Source organism: Aromatoleum sp. (assembly GCF_035254505.1).
Classification (GTDB): domain Bacteria; phylum Pseudomonadota; class Gammaproteobacteria; order Burkholderiales; family Rhodocyclaceae; genus Aromatoleum.
On the sequence record NZ_DATFAO010000079.1, the window covers coordinates 77,416 to 92,775 of the forward strand.

The following is a 15,360-nucleotide window of genomic DNA, read 5'->3' on the forward strand; positions in this document are numbered from 1 at the left end:
CCGTCGCGAAGAAATCCCCACCGAAATCGAAGAAAGGAACAACATGAAAGTCTATTACGACAAGGATGCCGATCTCTCCCTGATCAAGGGCAAGAAGATCTCCATCATTGGCTACGGCTCGCAGGGCCACGCTCACGCCCAGAACCTGAAGGATTCCGGCTGCAAGGTCACCGTCGGCCTGCGCAAGGATGGCGCGTCGTGGAAGAAGGCCGAAGCGGCCGGCCTGAAGGTCGAGGAAGTTGCCAAGGCGGTCAAGGGCGCCGATGTCGTCATGATCCTGCTGCCGGACGAGAACATCCCGTCGGTGTATTACAACGACGTCGAGCCGAACATCAAGAAGGGCGCGACGCTCGCCTTTGCGCACGGCTTCAATGTGCACTACAACCAGGTCGTGCCGCGCGAGGACCTCGACGTGATCATGGTCGCGCCGAAGGGCCCCGGCCACACCGTGCGTTCCGAGTACCTGAAGGGCGGCGGCGTGCCGTCGCTGATCGCCGTGCACCAGGACCGTTCGGGCAAGGCGAAGGACATCGCCCTGTCCTACGCGGCAGCCAACGGCGGAACCAAAGGCGGCGTGATCGAGACCAACTTCCGTGAAGAGACCGAAACCGACCTCTTCGGCGAGCAGGCCGTGCTGTGCGGCGGCGCCGTCGAACTCGTGAAGATGGGCTTCGAGACCTTGACCGAAGCCGGCTATGCGCCGGAAATGGCCTACTTCGAGTGCCTGCACGAACTGAAGCTGATCGTCGACCTGATGTACGAAGGCGGCATCGCGAACATGAACTACTCGATCTCGAACAACGCCGAGTACGGCGAGTACGTGACCGGCCCGGAAGTCATCAACGCCCAGTCGCGCGAAGCGATGCGCGCTGCACTCAAGCGCATCCAGAGCGGTGAATATGCGAAGATGTTCATCCAGGAAGGCAAGACCAACTACCCGTCGATGACCGCGCGTCGTCGCCTCAATGCTGCCCACGCGATCGAACAGGTCGGCGGCCAGCTGCGCGACATGATGCCGTGGATCAAGAAGAACAAGCTGGTCGACCAGTCCAAGAACTGAGCCGGATCGGTGTCACTCAAGCCGGGTTCCGCGCTGCGCCGGAACCCGGCTTTTTCATTCTGCGAATACCATGTCCAACAGCAACTATCCCCATCCCATCCTCGCCCGTGAAGGCTGGCCCTTCATCGCCCTGGCGCTGGTCATCACGCTGGTGATCCACAGCACCGCCGGCTTCCTGCTGGCGCTGCCCTTCTGGATCCTGCTCGCCTTCGTCGTGCAGTTTTTCCGCGACCCGCCGCGTCCGATCCCGCAAGGCGCCAAGGATGTGCTCTCGCCGGCCGACGGCCGCATCGTCGCGATCGAGCCCGTGCGCGACCCCTATCTCGACCGCGACTGCCTGAAGATCAGCGTGTTCATGAACGTGTTCAACGTCCATTCGAACCGCAGCCCGGTCGACGGCGAAGTCTTGCAGCGCTGGTACAACGCCGGCCGCTTCGTCAACGCGGCGCTCGACAAGGCATCGATCGAGAACGAGCGCAACGCGCTGCACCTGCGCACGCGCGACGGCTTGGACGTGACCTGCGTTCAGGTCGCCGGCCTGATCGCCCGCCGGATCCTGTGCTATGTCGAAGCCGGCGCCCAGCTCGCCCGCGGCCAGCGCTATGGCTTCATCCGTTTCGGCTCGCGCGTCGACCTGTATCTGCCCGTGGGCACGCGCGCGCGCGTCACGATCGGCGACAAGGTTTCGGCCTCGAGCACGGTGCTCGCCGAACTGCCCTGATGTAATTCAACGCGGGTCGATGCGCCAACGTCATCTTCGGCGCACGCCCCTGCGTTAGAATCGACATCCGGCGCTCTCGCCAAAGCAGGAATGCCATAATTCATGCCACTGATTTCAAACGAAAAACGTCGCCGCGGTATTTACATTCTGCCCAATCTCTTCACCACGGCTGCGCTGTTTGCAGGGTTTTACGCGATTGTCCAGGCGATGAACCTGCGCTTCGAATCGGCCGCCGTGGCCATTTTCGTTGCCATGGTGCTCGATGGCCTCGACGGTCGGGTTGCACGTCTCACGCGCACGCAGAGCGCCTTCGGTGCCGAATATGACTCGCTGTCCGACATGGTGTCCTTCGGCGCCGCGCCGGCGCTGGTGGTCTATGAATGGGCGCTCAAGGACACCGGCAAATTCGGCTGGATTGCGGCCTTCATCTATTGCGCCGGTGCCGCGCTGCGCCTCGCCCGCTTCAACACGAACATCGACGTCGTCGACAAGCGCTACTTCCAGGGCCTGCCAAGCCCAGCCGCCGCAGCGCTCGTCGCCGGGCTGGTGTGGGTCGTCACCGACCTCGGCCTCGCGGGGCAGGACGTGCGCTGGCTGGCCGGGATCCTGACGATCTTCGCCGGCATCTCGATGGTCAGCAACGTGCTCTTCTGGAGCGGCAAGGACATCAACCTGCGCAAGAGCGTGCCCTTCATCGTCGTCATTGCGCTGGTGATGGCGTTCGCGCTGGTTTCGAGTTACCCGCCGGGAGTGCTGTTCGCGCTCTTCCTCGCTTATGCCTGCTCGGGCTATGTGATGTTCGTGCTGCGTCTGCGCAAGAGCCAGCAGCAATCGAAGCCACCCCAGACCCCGCCCGGCGACAACGCCCAGTAAGGATCGGACCGCGCCGCTCGCGCGCGCGACGCCCCCTCGCTGCCGCCCGCTGCCTGCGACCCTCCGGTCCTCAGGCGGCGGGCAAATTCAGCACCGCGCGCAAACCGCCGGCCGGCGACTGGTCGAGAAGCACGTCCCCACCGTAGAGCTGCGCCAGGTCGCGCACGATTCCCAGCCCCAGTCCCGATCCCGGCACCTGCTCGTCCGCACGCACGCCACGAGCAAACACGGCTTCACGCTGATCGACCGACAGGCCGGGACCGTCGTCGTCGATGACGATTCGCAGCCCGTCCGCGTCCGCCGTCATCGCAAGCTCGACGCGCCGGCTCGCCCACTTGCAGGCGTTGTCGAGCAGATTCCCGAGCATTTCGTGCAAGTCTTGCTCCTCGCCGCGGAATGCGCTGTCCGGCGGACAAGCGGCAATCACGATGTCGAGCGCGCGGTCCGCATGCACACGGCGCATCACCCGCACCAGTCCGTCGACGACCGGCTTCAGCGGTGTACGTAATCCGGGCAATTGCACCGCGGCCGCCGCTCGGGCGCGGGCCAAGTGATAATCGACCTGCCTCCGGGCCGTTGCCACCTGCTCGGAGACGAGTTGCGCGAGCGGTCCCTCTTCACGCGCCGCGGCGTTGCCCAGCACGGCAAGCGGCGTCTTGACGGCATGGGCCAGATTGCCGGCCTGAGTGCGAGCGCGCGAGACGATTTCCGCCTCATGGGCGAGCAACGCATTGAGTTCATGGACCAGCGGGGCGATTTCAAGCGGATATTCGCCTTCGAGCCGACGACTGCGTCCGGCGCCAATTTCAGCGAGCGCCGCACGCAGCCGCCGCAGCGGATCGAGCCCGACGGTGACCTGGATCGCCACGCTGCCGACGAGCCCCAGAGCCAGCACGCCCAGGCTGACCGCCAACAGGCTGACGAACTCGCGCACCGGTTCGGAAACGTCCGACGCGTTGGCGGCGACGATCAGGCGCACGGGGCGGCCCGCCTGCTCGCCAAGCGTGACGATGCGCTCCATAGCGATCAACTTTGCCCCATCCGGTCCTGTGATCGGATGACGATGCACCTCCCCGTCGGCCGGATGATCCTCGGGCATGATCAGGCGCCCGTCCCACAAGGAGCGTGATCGCAAGCGCGCCGGCTCGGGGCTGCTGCCGAGCACATCGACCTGCCAGTAGAGTCCCGAATACGGTTTGCGCATGCGCGGATCGCTCAGTTCGGCGCGCAGGACGACCGCGTCCGGAGGGGTCGTGTCGACGTTCGCCGCGAGTTGATCAAGGTGGTGCGACAGCTCCGTATCGAAACGCTCGGTGACGTGGGCGCGGAACAGGTCACCCAGCACAACACCCGTGAGTGTCAGCGCGATCGCGATCCATAACAGGCTCCCGGCGAGGAGCCGGGCGCGCAGGGAGCGAGCCCTCAGCCTCGGCACCTTCACGTCGGCTCGCCGAGCCGGTAGCCGAGCCCCCGCACGGTTTCGATCAGCCCGGGCGGAAGCTTCTTGCGCAGCCGCGCGACGAAGACTTCAATCGTATTCGAATCGCGGTCGAAGTCCTGGGCGTAAAGGTGCTCGGTGAGCTCGCTGCGGGAGATGATTTCGCCGCTGTGATGCATCAGGTAGGCGAGCAGCCGCAGTTCGAGGCTGGTCAAGGCTACCGACTGGCCGTCGCAGGTCACGCGACCGCTGCGCGTATCGAGCCGCACGGGCCCGCACACGAGTTCGGGGCTCGCATGGCCACCCGCCGCGCGTCGGATCAGGGCGCGCAGTCGTGCGAGCAACTCTTCCATGTGGAAGGGTTTGGTCAGGTAATCGTCGGCTCCGGCATCGATACCCACGACTTTCTCGTGCCAGTTGTCGCGCGCCGTCAGGATCAACACCGGCATCGAGCGCCCCGCCGCCCGCCACTGGCGCAGCACCGTCAGGCCGTCCATCTGCGGCAGGCCGAGGTCGAGCACGACAGCATCGAAGGGCTCGACCTGACCCATGAACTCCGCATCCCGCCCGTTGCTCGCGACGTCCACCGCATAGCCCGCGTCGCCGATCGCTTCGGCGAGTTGACGGGCCAGTGCCGCCTCATCCTCAACCACCAGAATCCGCATTAGCGTCCTCCTGCCTCGTCGACGGGCATGGATACCCGCGGCCCTTTCTTGCCGAGAATCGTGCCATCGCGCGCGTCGACCTCGATCTTCGTGAGCGAACCGCCCCGCGTCAACCAGCGAAGCTCGTAGATCCAGCGATCATGCTCGCGCTCGAGCTCCACCTCGACGACCTTACCGGGGTACGCGCGCTCGACCTTCTCGATGATGACGTGCAAGGGCAGCACCTCGCCGCGCTCCAGCGCCGACCGTGCGCGATCGTGATCGCCATCCGCCGACGCAATCCCCGATGTCGCCATCGCCCCTACCAGCGCCGCCACGGACCACATCTTCCTCATCACATCTCCTGTCGACCTTGCCTTTATCGGTGTTCTACCTCACGCAGGCTGAACGGAAGGTGAACACCGGCTTCACCTTCCGTTCATGGATTGCCGCGCAAAGTGGGCGCCACTTACCCCTCACCTACGACTCAATCGCCGTCAGGAGAATTCATGCAAAAGTCACGGCTCCACCTCGCGTTCCCACTTCTCGCACTCGTCCTCGCGTTGCCCGTACACGCGGAGACGCCGAAGGATTTTCTCGACCGCTACCAGGCCGAGGCCCGTCAAAGCACCCCATCCTTCGCGCCCTCGGTCGAGCGTGGCCAGACCTTCTTCAACACGGTCCGCGACAAGGACTGGAGCTGCGCCAGTTGCCATACTCGCAACCCCGCGGCAACCGGCAAGCACGCAAGCACTGGCAAGACGATCGAGCCGATGGCACCGGCCGCGAACCCCGAGCGCTTCGTCAGCGAGCGCACCGTCGAGAAATGGTTCACGCGCAACTGCAAGGACGTCCTCGGACGCGTGTGCAGCCCGGCCGAGAAGGCCGACGTGATCGCCTATCTGCTCAGCATCTCCCGCTAACCCGTAGAGGACCCGGAACATGACCACAAGATATTCGACCCGTGCGCTGCAGGCAATCTTCATCTTCGTCATCGGTGGGATCGGCGGCACGGCCGCATTTGCCGACGATGACAAGATGGGACGTATGGCAGCCTCCCACCCCGCCTACCGCAGCGAATGCGGCAGCTGCCACACACCCTTCCCGCCCGGGCTGCTGTCGGCCGGGTCCTGGCGCGCCGTGATGGGCGGACTCGACAAGCACTTCGGGTCGGACGCGAGCCTCGACGCCGCCACCGCCAACGACATCACGAAGTTCCTCGTCGCCAACGCCGGTTCGCGCGACACGACGGGCGACAACGGCAAGCCCTTGCTGCGGATCACCGAGACGCGCTGGTTCCAGCGCGAGCATCGCGACGGCCACGACGGAATCACGCCGGGCGTATTCCGCTCGGCCGCCGTGAAGAGTCCCGCGAACTGCGGCGCCTGCCATCGCAGTGCTGCCGATGGCGACTTCAGCGAACGCAATATCCACATTCCGGCCCAGGCCTCGCGCTGAGGCCCTAGCCCAATCGGAGAAACGATCATGTCAGCCACCGCCCAAGCCGGTACTGCGACGTCCGGCGCCGCCGATCACGCATCGGCATCCGTTCGCGTCTGGGACATCCCGACCCGCGTCTTTCATTGGAGTTTTGCGGCAAGCTTCGCCGGCGCCTGGCTGACGTCCGAGTCCGAGCGCCTGCGGGACCTGCATGTGATGCTCGGCTACACCTTCGCCGCACTGCTCGTGTTCCGCATCGTGTGGGGATTCGTCGGCAGCCGCTATGCGCGCTTTTCGAGCTTCCTGGCCTCACCAGCCAGCGTGATGCGCTACCTGCGCTCCTTGCTGTCGAGCGCGCCCGAGCATCATCTCGGGCATAACCCCGCCGGCGCGATCGCCATCTTCGCGATGCTCGCCTGCGGCGCCTTGATCGCCGTCAGCGGCTACGCCACTTACCAGGATTTCGGCGGAGAACTGTTCGAAGAGGTGCACGAAGCGATCGCGACCGGCATGCTCGGGCTGGTCGTCATCCACATCGCCGGGGTCGTTGTCAGCAGTCTGCTGCATCGCGAGAACCTGGCTCGGGCGATGATCACCGGCCGCAAGGAAGGCCGTGCCGGACAGGGCATCAGCCGCGGCCACGGCCTCGTCGCCGCCCTGCTCGTGGCAGCCCTCGTCGGCGCATGGTGGTCATGGCAGGCGGGCCTCGCCCCCGACTTCCTGCCGTCGGGCGGCAGCAGTATCGAACGGCATCACGACGACGACTGACAGCAGCCCTTGCATCGCCGCCGGGCGATAGGCGACCGCAATCCCGTCGATCATCCCCGGCGAACACCGGCCGTATTGCCTTCCCGCAAACGGCCGGTTTATAGTCTTGCCATGACTTCCGAACGCGACCTCTCCCTCCTGTCGCTTCGCCTTCTGCCGGCGGGTCTGCTGCTGCTCGGCCCGCTGCTGCGCCCCGCGCGCTGAAAATATCCCACCCCTCCCTGTCGTTCGTATCTCGCCCGCGCCATAGCGCAGGCCGTTTGTCATACCCGCTTCCCGAACCCACACCTCCAGCAGGAGCCGACGATGAAAGAACAATTGATCATTTTCGATACCACCTTGCGTGACGGCGAACAAAGCCCCGGCGCCTCGATGACGCGCGACGAGAAGCTGCGCATCGCCCGCCAGCTCGAACGCATGCGTGTGGACGTCATCGAAGCAGGCTTTCCTGCCGCCTCCAACGGCGACTTCGAGTCGGTGCGCTCGATCGCCGAAGTGATCAAGGAGTCGACGGTCTGTGCGCTGGCCCGCGCGAACGAAAACGACATCCGCCGCGCGGGAGAGGCGATCCGCCCCGCCACGCGGGGACGCATCCACACCTTTATCGCCACCAGCCCGATCCACATGGAAAAGAAGCTGCGCATGACGCCCGACCAGGTCGTCGAGCAGGCCGTGAAGGCGATCGGCTGGGCCAAGGAATACACGGACGACATCGAGTTCTCGGCCGAGGACGCGGGGCGCTCGGAAATCGACTTCCTGTGCCGCATCTTCGAAGCGGTGATCAACGCCGGAGCGAAGACCATCAACGTGCCCGACACCGTCGGCTACAACGTACCGGAGCAGTACGCCGCGACGATCCGCAGCCTGATCGAGCGCGTACCGAATTCCGACAAGGTGGTCTGGTCAGTGCATTGCCACAACGACCTCGGCCTCGCGGTCGCGAACTCGCTCGCTGCGGTGATGGCGGGCGCCCGCCAGGTCGAATGCACGATCAATGGCCTCGGGGAGCGGGCCGGCAACGCGTCGCTCGAAGAGGTCGTGATGGCGGTGCGCACCCGCCAGGACGTCTTCCCCTGCGACACGCAGGTCGACTCGACGCAGATCGTGCCGGCCTCGAAGCTCGTCTCCGGCGTCACCGGCTTCCCGGTGCAGCCGAACAAGGCGATCGTCGGCGCGAACGCTTTCGCGCATGAATCGGGCATCCACCAGGACGGCGTGCTCAAGCACCGCGAGACCTACGAGATCATGCGCGCCGAGGACGTCGGCTGGGGCGCCAACAAGCTCGTGCTCGGCAAGCACTCGGGCCGCAATGCATTCCGCACGCGCCTGCAGGAAATCGGCATCGTCATCGAGTCCGAAGAGCTTCTCAACCATGCCTTCACGCGCTTCAAGGAGCTCGCCGACAAGAAGCACGAAATTTTCGATGAGGATCTTCAGGCGCTAATGAGCGACGAAAACGTCACGCCCGACCAGGAGCACTATCGCCTCGTCGCGTCGCGCTTCCATTCGGAGACCGGCGAAACGCCTCGCGCGGAATTGACGCTCTCGATCGGCGGGCATGAGACGCGCACCGACGCCGAAGGTTCGGGTCCCGTCGACGCCGCCTTCAAGGCCATCGAAACCGTCGCAAAGAGCGGCACGGAGCTGCTGCTATATTCGGTGAATGCGATCACCACCGGAACCGACGCCCAGGGTGAAGTGACCGTGCGCCTCGCGCAGGACGGCAAGGTCGTCAATGGCCAGGGCGCAGACACCGACATCATCGTCGCCTCCGCCAAGGCCTACCTCAACGCGCTGAACAAGCTGCACGACAAGTTCGAGAAACTGAACCCGCAGCTTTAAGAATGGCTCAACGCGGCCGGCCTTCCCGCCGGTCGCGCCGCGTCAGGACGACGGCCGTGCCTGACGCGAAGGCGCGGAGACGCGGGCATACAGCAGCACGACCGTAAACAGCAGGCCGGAAAGCACTGCCTCGCCGATCGCCAGAATGCCGGTCAGCCCTGCGTCGGTCGCCCGCACGACGCCTTCGACCAGATACAGCAGCACCAGCATCGACAGCCACTGGTAGGTGTAGCGGCGCCCCTTCAGCACGCCGAATAGCGCCGCCATCAGCGGCAGCGCCTTCAGCGTCATCCATGATCCGCCGGGACGCAGCGGCGCGAGCCACGCCTCCCACAGCAAGCACAGCGCGATCAACGATACCAGCAGGACGCCGGCGGCCAGGTTCAGGTTACGTACGTTCATCATGCGTCCGTCAGTTTGAGGGCGACGCCGGCGAGCCGGCGTCCGAGTGTGACCGCGAGTTCGATCTCGTCGCCCGTCAATCCCGCGGCCCCGTCCGGCCCCGCGACGTGACTCGCGCCGTAGGGCGTGCCGCCGCCGCGCGTGCGGTTGAGCGCGGGCTCCGTGTAGGGCAAACCGACCAGCAGCATCCCGTGATGCAGCAAGGGCAGCATCATCGACAGCAGCGTCGACTCCTGGCCGCCGTGCTGGCTCGCGGTCGACGTAAAGACCGCAGCGGGCTTGCCCGCCAACGTGCCATTCACCCATTGCCCGGCGAGACCGTCGAGAAAGTATTTCATCGGTGCCGCCATGTTGCCGAAGCGCGTCGGACTGCCGAGCGCGATGCCGACGCATTCCTCCAGATCCCGGGCTTCAACGTAGGGCGGACCGGATGCCGGAATCTCGTCCTCGATTGCCTCGCACACCGTCGACACTCGCGGCACCGTACGCACGCGCGCTGCCGCCCCCGGCACCTGGTGGATTCCCCGCGCGACGTGCTCTGCAAGCGCGCGCACGGAACCGCGATGGCTGTAATAAAGTACGAGGATTTCTTTCATCTGCGCGGATGTGAATCGAATTGCGGCATTATAACCGCCGCTCGCGTCGCCCCCTTCTCATCGCCCTCTCCCCCTCCTCGCTTCCCGCCCGCATCACATGCCGTTAAGACCCCTGCGCGACTTCGCACAACTCCTCGCCCGCCAATTCGTCGCCAACCGCTGCCCGCAAGTCGCCGGCAGCCTCGCCTTCACCACGCTGCTCGCGATCGTTCCGCTTGTCACCGTCGTCATCGCGCTATTCAGCAACTTCCCCGCATTCTCCGCGCTCGGCATATCGCTGAAGACCTTCCTGCTCGAGAACCTGCTGCCGGACCGGGCCGGCAAGATCATTGCGACCTATGCCTTCCAGTTCTCGCAGAAGGCCGCGAAACTCACGCTGATCGGCACCGGCGCGCTGGTCGTCACCGCGCTGATGCTGTTGATGACGATCGACCGCGTGTTCAACCAGATCTGGGGCGTGCGCCGCCCCCGCCCGCTGCTGACCCGGCTCACCGTGCACTGGTTCACCCTCACGCTCGGTCCCGTCGCACTCGGCGCGACCGCGCTCGCGACCGGCCACCTCGTCGCGACCTCCGTGGCGATGGTCGGCAACATCTCGTGGCTCGCCGAGTTCTCCTCGACCGGCGTCTCGTCGGCCCTGCTGTGCGCGCTCTTCACCTTCCTGTACTACGGCGTGCCCAACCACCCCGTACGCCCCAGCCACGCGCTGTGCGGCGGCATCGCGGCGACCGGCTTCTTCCTGCTGATGCAGCAGCTCTTCGGCCTCTTCATCTCGCGCATCCCGACCTACACATTGATCTACGGGACCTTCGCGACGCTGCCGATCTTCCTGCTGTGGCTGTATCTGTCGTGGGTCGTGATCCTGCTCGGCGCGATCATCGTCGCATCGCTGCCGTGCTTCTTCGAACGAACCCGCATCGCCCCGCCCTTCCCCGGCGATCGCGCCTGGACTGCGGTGACGATGCTCGTCGCCCTCGCCGAAGCCCAATGCAGGGGTCGCCCGCTCGCCTTCGAATCCCTGCTCGAACGCGCACGCATCGGCAGCCACGACGGCGAACAACTGCTCGGAGAATTGCGCGACGCGGGCTGGGTCGCCCAGACCGAAGACGGCGAATGGCTCTTGAGCCGCAATTCCGCCGACATCGGGCTCGCAGCGGTCATTTCCCGCTTTGCGCTGTCGCCCGCCGACTGGCGCAACGTCGGCAACGATCGCATCGCGAGCGATACTGCTCTCCGCCTGGAGGCGGCGCTACGCACCGCGGACCAGCCGATTTTCGTGCTCGCGGGATTGGCTCCGACCGTGCCGGCCGAACGTCAGGCGCTCGCCGCCGACCCTCAGATCGGGTAAGGATCGACCTCGTACTGGAAAAGCTCGATGTTTGCGGTCTGCATATCCAAGCTCAGGACCCGCGCCTGCGCCACATACAAGTGCTCGCCTTCATGGACGAGCACGAAACGGCGCGACGAATAGGTCCCCGCCGGCGCAAGGATCGCGGAATTGCGCCGCAGGGCCGTCACGGGCGGCAGCAGCAAGGCCGGCGTGGTACTGCGCGCATCCGCGCCGCGAAACGCAATCGACACCGGCGTACACGTCTGCGACAGCACCTGCAGGCCGAGTTCGACCTGCTCGGGATTCTCGCTGCGAATCCAGCGCACGATGCAGATCGACCACGGATGCGCCGCATCACGCCGCAGCGCGACGGCCATTCCGGCACTGAGACTCGCCGACAAGCCGCCGACCGACATGATCGCGTAACCGCCGGGGCTCTCGTTGTACACCATCCATTCCGCGATGCGGCTCGACGTCGCGCCCGGCCGCGCCACCTCCCAGATCGCCCGCAGGCCTGCGCACACCTGGACGGAATACTGATGAGGCCGCCGCGGCTGCGCTCGATTCGGCGGCTGTGCCCAGCGGTCGCGCATCCGGGCCATCACCGACACCGCCTCCACCAGCGTCAGGCCCAGCGGCAAGTCCGACAGATCCGGTTCCAGCAGTTCGCCGTCGCGCTCAAGCCCCGACGCGACCGCTTCCGTTTCGCTCGCCTTGAGCTTGTCGACCTGCCCGGCGAGCAATCGCGACATTCCGAAAGCCGAAAAATGCACCAGTTCGGACGATGCCGGGGCGGGATTGCGCACCATTGCGACCGGCGGAGCATCGTCGGAGGGATTGATCCAGAACGACGAGGCAAGTGGTGCGACCGCCGTGCGCGACAGTACTGCCTCGTCGGCGAGCCCCTGCAGGTACTCGGTCGCCCAACTCAGCTCACGCGGCGTCAGGCTCTCGGGCTGCAGCACCGACAACGCGAACAAGCGTTTCAACTGGTAGGCCGCCTCCCAAGCCGGCGTCTCGCGGCGCGCGGCCAGCATGACATCGAGTCCGGCGCCTGCGCCGGCGATGTCGTAGGCGCAACGCCACAAGCCTGCCGGCGCAGCCGCACCGCCCATCGCCGACAACACGAAAGCCTCGTGCACGACCGCGAGCGCACGCGCCACCAGCACCTCCGGGTCCGCGCGCCGAACGGGCCGCCAGCGCTCGCGCGCCATCTCGGCGATGCGCCACATGCCCCGGGCGACATCGAGCAGTGCCGCAACCAGCTCGCTCGTCGCGCCATGAAGTTCGCGCGACAGAGGCAGGGCGGCGCTCAACAGCCGCGGCTTGAAGCGATCGCACAAATCTGCGACGCGCAGCTCGAACTGCTCGATACACTGCTGATACAGCGGTCCCGCCACTTCCGGCTCCGGCAACCGCCCGAAGTACTGGCGCAGATTCGCCAGATCCGCGACCGGATCGTCGGCCGGCTCGCTCGCCAGCCACTCCATCACGGGGGTCATCTGCTCGGACACGGATTGAGACGAGGGCATCGGGGGCGGGTATCTTCGGACGTGCTGTCCATTCTATTCAAGAATGGCCCCAATATGGGCGCGCCGCACGATCGCGCCGCGTCCGCGACGAGACTCGGCGGGACAATCGTGGCCCACCCTGCCAGGGCCCTTGTCCATCGTCTCGTTTTCCCCTACAATCGCCTGCTTTTCGCACCCATTTACCAGGACACCCAAATGGTCGTCATTCGCCTTGCCCGTGGTGGCGCCAAAAAGCGCCCGTTCTACAACATCGTCGCTGCCGATTCGCGTAACCGTCGCGATGGCCGCTTCATCGAGCGCGTTGGTTTCTACAACCCGATGGCCTCCGGTTCCGCACAAGGCCTCGTGATCAACGCCGAGCGCCTGGCCTTCTGGAAGCAGAACGGCGCCCAGCTGTCGCCGACGGTCGAACGCCTGGCCAAGCAGGCCGCCAAGGCCGCCGCCTGATCGACTTCAGCCGTTCGCAGTCATGATCATATTGGGGCGCATTGTCGCCCCTTTTGGCGTCAAGGGTTGGGTCAAGATTCATCCCTTCGGGGATGACCCCTTGTCATGGAGCAAGATGCCCCAGTGGTGGCTTGCCGACCAGCCCGACGCGCCGGCGGAATCCTGGCAAGGCATCAAGCTTGCCGCATTCCGCGAGCACGGTGCCGGCCTGGTCGCCAGCTTCGAAGGGGTTGACGACCGCAACGCGGCCGAAGCCCTGCAGGGACACTACATTGCAGCACCGCGCGAAGCACTGCCCGAACCCGACGCGGATGAGTTCTACTGGGGCGACCTGATCGGACTCGGAGTCGTCAATCAGGCCGGCGAAGCGCTCGGCACGGTCGAAGCGATGATGTCGACCGGCGCCCACGACGTATTGCAGATTCGCGACGGCGACACCGAACGGCTGATCCCGTTCGTCGCCGCCTATGTACTGGATGTGGATCTGACGAACCGGACGATCCGGGTCGATTGGCAAAAGGATTGGTGAAACGAGGGTGAGCGCAGCTGCCGCCGCAAGGCGCTTTGATGTCATCACCCTGTTCCCGGAGATGTTCGCGGCCCTCACCGCGAGCGGTATCACCCGGCGAGCACTGGAACGTGGGCTTTACGAGATCGCCTTCCACAGCCCGCGGGACTTCGTGGACAATCCGCACCGCACGGTGGACGACCGCCCCTACGGCGGCGGCCCCGGGATGGTGATGCTGCCCGACCCGCTGAAGCAGGCGATCGCCCGCGCCAGAGCCGCACAGGAAGCATCGACCGGCATCGCCGGGCGCGTGATCTACCTGTCACCGCAAGGTCGACGGCTGGATCACGCAAAGGTACTGGAATTGACCGCACTGCCGTCGCTGACGCTGCTGTGCGGGCGTTACGAAGGCATCGACCAGCGGCTGATCGACCGCCACGTCGATGAGGAAATCTCGCTCGGCGACTTCGTGCTGTCGGGCGGAGAACTGCCGGCAATGGTGCTGCTCGACGCGATCGTGCGCCACCTGCCCGGCGCACTGAACGATGCCGATTCGGCGCAGGAAGACTCGTTCGTAGACGGGCTGCTCGACTGCCCGCACTACACGAGACCGGAAGTTTACGAAGGCGAGCAGGTGCCGCAAGTCCTGCTCTCCGGCAACCACGCCGTGATTCGTCGCTGGCGGCTGAAGCAGGCACTCGGCAGGACCTGGCAACGACGCCCGGACCTGCTCGAAGGGCGTCGCTTCAGCAAGGAAGAATTGTCACTGCTTGAAGAATTCAAGCGGGAGCAAGCAGGGGCCGAAGGCGGCAACGTCTGAACGCCCGAATACCAAACCGCGCGCATCAGGGGTTCACACCTGCTCTGCGGCGAGGCCAAGTGCCATTGACAGGAGTTTCAAATGAACCTGATTCAGCAGCTCGAGCAGGAAGAAATCGCCCGCCTGAACAAGACCATCCCCCAGTTCGCCCCCGGCGACACCGTGGTGGTCCAAGTGAAGGTGAAGGAAGGTACGCGTGAACGTCTCCAGGCCTACGAAGGCGTGGTGATCGCAAAGCGTAATCGCGGCCTGAACTCCGCCTTCACCGTGCGCAAGATTTCCTCGGGCGAAGGCGTGGAACGTACGTTCCAGACCTACTCGCCGCTGGTCGACAGCATCGAGGTCAAGCGTCGCGGTGATGTGCGTCGCGCCAAGCTCTACTACCTGCGCGAACGCTCGGGCAAGTCGGCGCGGATCAAGGAAAAGCTCAACTACAAGGCCATCGCCGCCAAGTAACAGGCTCTTCCAGCCAGTCGCACGAACGGGCCCCGCGGGGCCCGTTTTTTTATGCCTGCATCAAACAGATGAGGCCCCTCGATAGAGCGCCGTCAACCGGACTTCCTCAGTCCGATTTTTTCTCCTGCTTGTCATGCTTGCCGTCGTCGCCGTCAGGGATGATCGCGTCCGCCGCCGCACCGACCACTTTCGCCCCGACCTTGACGGTGGTCGCCACGACCGTGACGGCAGCATCCGCGACAACGAACAGAGAACAGCCGCTCAACAGCACACTAATGACGAACGCGGAAACGGCGTATCTGATTTTCATTGGAGCGACTCGCGGAAAAGAGGAAAACGAAGAGCGGCGGCGAAAAGACAAAACCCGCGACAAGCGCGGGTTCGGTCATTTCGACTGGCGGAGAGTGAGGGATTCGAACCCTCGATACGAGTTTTAGCCCGTATGCTCCCTTAGCAGGGGAGTGCCTTCGACCTCTCGGCCAA

The 15,360-nt window shown here is 65.1% G+C and carries 19 protein-coding genes; 12 read left to right on the top strand and 7 right to left on the bottom strand.

Going from position 1 to position 15,360, the window contains the following annotated elements:
• Positions 1 to 43: 43 nt before the first annotated feature.
• The 3 genes from ilvC (at position 44) to pssA (ending at position 2,654) form a co-directional block, all read left to right on the top strand.
• The gene (gene ilvC, locus VJ673_RS16175) at positions 44 to 1,060 is read left to right on the top strand and encodes a ketol-acid reductoisomerase (RefSeq protein WP_324127174.1); all 1,017 of its coding nucleotides are present in this window, start codon (positions 44 to 46) and stop codon (positions 1,058 to 1,060) included.
• A gap of 70 nt (positions 1,061 to 1,130) precedes the next feature.
• The gene (locus tag VJ673_RS16180; RefSeq protein ID WP_324127175.1) at positions 1,131 to 1,781 is read left to right on the top strand and encodes a phosphatidylserine decarboxylase; all 651 of its coding nucleotides are present in this window, start codon (positions 1,131 to 1,133) and stop codon (positions 1,779 to 1,781) included.
• Positions 1,782 to 1,883: 102 nt separating this feature from the next.
• Positions 1,884 to 2,654 (top strand): CDP-diacylglycerol--serine O-phosphatidyltransferase, encoded by a 771-nt coding sequence (gene pssA / locus VJ673_RS16185; RefSeq protein WP_324127176.1) that lies wholly within the window; start codon positions 1,884 to 1,886, stop codon positions 2,652 to 2,654.
• A gap of 70 nt (positions 2,655 to 2,724) precedes the next feature.
• Here the strand turns inward: pssA and VJ673_RS16190 are convergent, their stop codons facing one another.
• From VJ673_RS16190 to VJ673_RS16200, 3 genes are read right to left on the bottom strand one after another with little or no spacing between them, the layout of a single operon-like run.
• Complete coding sequence (locus VJ673_RS16190) at positions 2,725 to 4,095, bottom strand: sensor histidine kinase (protein WP_324127177.1); 1,371 nt, start codon at positions 4,093 to 4,095, stop codon at positions 2,725 to 2,727.
• On the bottom strand, positions 4,092 to 4,757 hold the full coding sequence (locus tag VJ673_RS16195) for a response regulator transcription factor (RefSeq protein WP_324127178.1): 666 nt from the start codon (positions 4,755 to 4,757) through the stop codon (positions 4,092 to 4,094). Before VJ673_RS16195 ends, VJ673_RS16190 begins: the two co-directional genes overlap by 4 nt.
• On the bottom strand, positions 4,757 to 5,092 hold the full coding sequence (locus VJ673_RS16200; RefSeq protein ID WP_324127179.1) for a PepSY domain-containing protein: 336 nt from the start codon (positions 5,090 to 5,092) through the stop codon (positions 4,757 to 4,759). Before VJ673_RS16200 ends, VJ673_RS16195 begins: the two co-directional genes overlap by 1 nt.
• Before the next feature lie 153 nt (positions 5,093 to 5,245).
• On the opposite strand from VJ673_RS16200, the gene VJ673_RS16205 reads away from it, so the two are divergent.
• The 4 genes from VJ673_RS16205 to VJ673_RS16220 all read left to right on the top strand — a co-directional run bounded on the left by VJ673_RS16205 (position 5,246) and on the right by VJ673_RS16220 (position 8,786).
• The gene (locus VJ673_RS16205) at positions 5,246 to 5,659 is read left to right on the top strand and encodes a DUF1924 domain-containing protein (protein ID WP_324127180.1); all 414 of its coding nucleotides are present in this window, start codon (positions 5,246 to 5,248) and stop codon (positions 5,657 to 5,659) included.
• A gap of 19 nt (positions 5,660 to 5,678) precedes the next feature.
• Positions 5,679 to 6,194, top strand: a complete 516-nt coding sequence (locus tag VJ673_RS16210) for a diheme cytochrome c (protein WP_324127181.1) — start codon at positions 5,679 to 5,681, stop codon at positions 6,192 to 6,194.
• Between the two features lie 27 nt (positions 6,195 to 6,221).
• Positions 6,222 to 6,944 (top strand): cytochrome b/b6 domain-containing protein, encoded by a 723-nt coding sequence (locus tag VJ673_RS16215; RefSeq protein ID WP_324127182.1) that lies wholly within the window; start codon positions 6,222 to 6,224, stop codon positions 6,942 to 6,944.
• 306 nt (positions 6,945 to 7,250) lie between these two features.
• The gene (locus tag VJ673_RS16220; protein WP_324127183.1) at positions 7,251 to 8,786 is read left to right on the top strand and encodes a 2-isopropylmalate synthase; all 1,536 of its coding nucleotides are present in this window, start codon (positions 7,251 to 7,253) and stop codon (positions 8,784 to 8,786) included.
• Between the two features lie 42 nt (positions 8,787 to 8,828).
• On the opposite strand, the gene VJ673_RS16225 is transcribed toward VJ673_RS16220, so the two are convergent.
• Positions 8,829 to 9,188: a DUF2069 domain-containing protein gene (locus tag VJ673_RS16225; RefSeq protein WP_324127193.1), complete on the bottom strand. Its 360-nt coding sequence runs from the start codon at positions 9,186 to 9,188 to the stop codon at positions 8,829 to 8,831.
• Positions 9,188 to 9,784, bottom strand: coding sequence for an NAD(P)H:quinone oxidoreductase (gene wrbA, locus VJ673_RS16230; RefSeq protein WP_324127184.1), 597 nt, complete (start codon positions 9,782 to 9,784; stop codon positions 9,188 to 9,190). The genes VJ673_RS16225 and wrbA overlap by 1 nt, the downstream gene beginning before the upstream one ends.
• A gap of 97 nt (positions 9,785 to 9,881) precedes the next feature.
• Between wrbA and VJ673_RS16235 the strand changes: the two genes are divergently transcribed.
• Complete coding sequence (locus VJ673_RS16235; protein WP_324127185.1) at positions 9,882 to 11,132, top strand: YihY family inner membrane protein; 1,251 nt, start codon at positions 9,882 to 9,884, stop codon at positions 11,130 to 11,132.
• On the opposite strand, the gene VJ673_RS16240 is transcribed toward VJ673_RS16235, so the two are convergent.
• A complete protein-coding gene (locus tag VJ673_RS16240) occupies positions 11,120 to 12,646 on the bottom strand; it encodes a cyclic-di-GMP receptor FimW-related protein (RefSeq protein WP_324127186.1) in 1,527 nt (508 codons plus the stop codon). The genes VJ673_RS16235 and VJ673_RS16240 overlap by 13 nt on opposite strands.
• Before the next feature lie 195 nt (positions 12,647 to 12,841).
• Between VJ673_RS16240 and rpsP the strand changes: the two genes are divergently transcribed.
• The 4 genes from rpsP to rplS all read left to right on the top strand — a co-directional run bounded on the left by rpsP (position 12,842) and on the right by rplS (position 14,877).
• Positions 12,842 to 13,093 carry a 30S ribosomal protein S16 gene (gene rpsP, locus VJ673_RS16245; RefSeq protein ID WP_324127187.1) on the top strand — a complete coding sequence of 84 codons (252 nt, stop codon included), beginning with the start codon at positions 12,842 to 12,844 and terminating at the stop codon, positions 13,091 to 13,093.
• Positions 13,094 to 13,115: 22 nt separating this feature from the next.
• Entirely contained in the window at positions 13,116 to 13,622 is a 507-nt protein-coding gene (gene rimM, locus VJ673_RS16250) for a ribosome maturation factor RimM (RefSeq protein WP_324127188.1), read from the top strand.
• 7 nt (positions 13,623 to 13,629) lie between these two features.
• Positions 13,630 to 14,421: a tRNA (guanosine(37)-N1)-methyltransferase TrmD gene (trmD, locus tag VJ673_RS16255; protein WP_324127189.1), complete on the top strand. Its 792-nt coding sequence runs from the start codon at positions 13,630 to 13,632 to the stop codon at positions 14,419 to 14,421.
• 81 nt (positions 14,422 to 14,502) lie between these two features.
• Complete coding sequence (rplS, locus tag VJ673_RS16260) at positions 14,503 to 14,877, top strand: 50S ribosomal protein L19 (RefSeq protein WP_324127190.1); 375 nt, start codon at positions 14,503 to 14,505, stop codon at positions 14,875 to 14,877.
• A gap of 106 nt (positions 14,878 to 14,983) precedes the next feature.
• Here rplS and VJ673_RS16265 read toward each other — a convergent pair whose 3' ends face one another.
• Positions 14,984 to 15,187 (bottom strand): NF038104 family lipoprotein, encoded by a 204-nt coding sequence (locus VJ673_RS16265; protein WP_324127191.1) that lies wholly within the window; start codon positions 15,185 to 15,187, stop codon positions 14,984 to 14,986.
• Positions 15,188 to 15,360 lie beyond the last annotated feature (173 nt).

Bases quoted from the DNA above. Each gene is read 5' to 3' on its own strand.
- VJ673_RS16220 (WP_324127183.1), top strand. From the start codon at position 7,251: ATGAAAGAACAATTGATCATTTTCGATACCACCTTGCGTGACGGCGAA.
- wrbA (WP_324127184.1), bottom strand. From the start codon at position 9,784: ATGAAAGAAATCCTCGTACTTTATTACAGCCATCGCGGTTCCGTGCGC.
- pssA (WP_324127176.1), top strand. From the start codon at position 1,884: ATGCCACTGATTTCAAACGAAAAACGTCGCCGCGGTATTTACATTCTG.
- VJ673_RS16205 (WP_324127180.1), top strand. From the start codon at position 5,246: ATGCAAAAGTCACGGCTCCACCTCGCGTTCCCACTTCTCGCACTCGTC.
- VJ673_RS16180 (WP_324127175.1), top strand. From the start codon at position 1,131: ATGTCCAACAGCAACTATCCCCATCCCATCCTCGCCCGTGAAGGCTGG.
- VJ673_RS16225 (WP_324127193.1), bottom strand. From the start codon at position 9,188: ATGAACGTACGTAACCTGAACCTGGCCGCCGGCGTCCTGCTGGTATCG.
- VJ673_RS16195 (WP_324127178.1), bottom strand. From the start codon at position 4,757: ATGCGGATTCTGGTGGTTGAGGATGAGGCGGCACTGGCCCGTCAACTC.
- ilvC (WP_324127174.1), top strand. From the start codon at position 44: ATGAAAGTCTATTACGACAAGGATGCCGATCTCTCCCTGATCAAGGGC.
- rpsP (WP_324127187.1), top strand. From the start codon at position 12,842: ATGGTCGTCATTCGCCTTGCCCGTGGTGGCGCCAAAAAGCGCCCGTTC.
- rimM (WP_324127188.1), top strand. From the start codon at position 13,116: ATGATCATATTGGGGCGCATTGTCGCCCCTTTTGGCGTCAAGGGTTGG.
- VJ673_RS16240 (WP_324127186.1), bottom strand. From the start codon at position 12,646: ATGCCCTCGTCTCAATCCGTGTCCGAGCAGATGACCCCCGTGATGGAG.
- VJ673_RS16265 (WP_324127191.1), bottom strand. From the start codon at position 15,187: ATGAAAATCAGATACGCCGTTTCCGCGTTCGTCATTAGTGTGCTGTTG.
- VJ673_RS16235 (WP_324127185.1), top strand. From the start codon at position 9,882: ATGCCGTTAAGACCCCTGCGCGACTTCGCACAACTCCTCGCCCGCCAA.
- VJ673_RS16200 (WP_324127179.1), bottom strand. From the start codon at position 5,092: ATGAGGAAGATGTGGTCCGTGGCGGCGCTGGTAGGGGCGATGGCGACA.
- VJ673_RS16215 (WP_324127182.1), top strand. From the start codon at position 6,222: ATGTCAGCCACCGCCCAAGCCGGTACTGCGACGTCCGGCGCCGCCGAT.
- VJ673_RS16210 (WP_324127181.1), top strand. From the start codon at position 5,679: ATGACCACAAGATATTCGACCCGTGCGCTGCAGGCAATCTTCATCTTC.
- rplS (WP_324127190.1), top strand. From the start codon at position 14,503: ATGAACCTGATTCAGCAGCTCGAGCAGGAAGAAATCGCCCGCCTGAAC.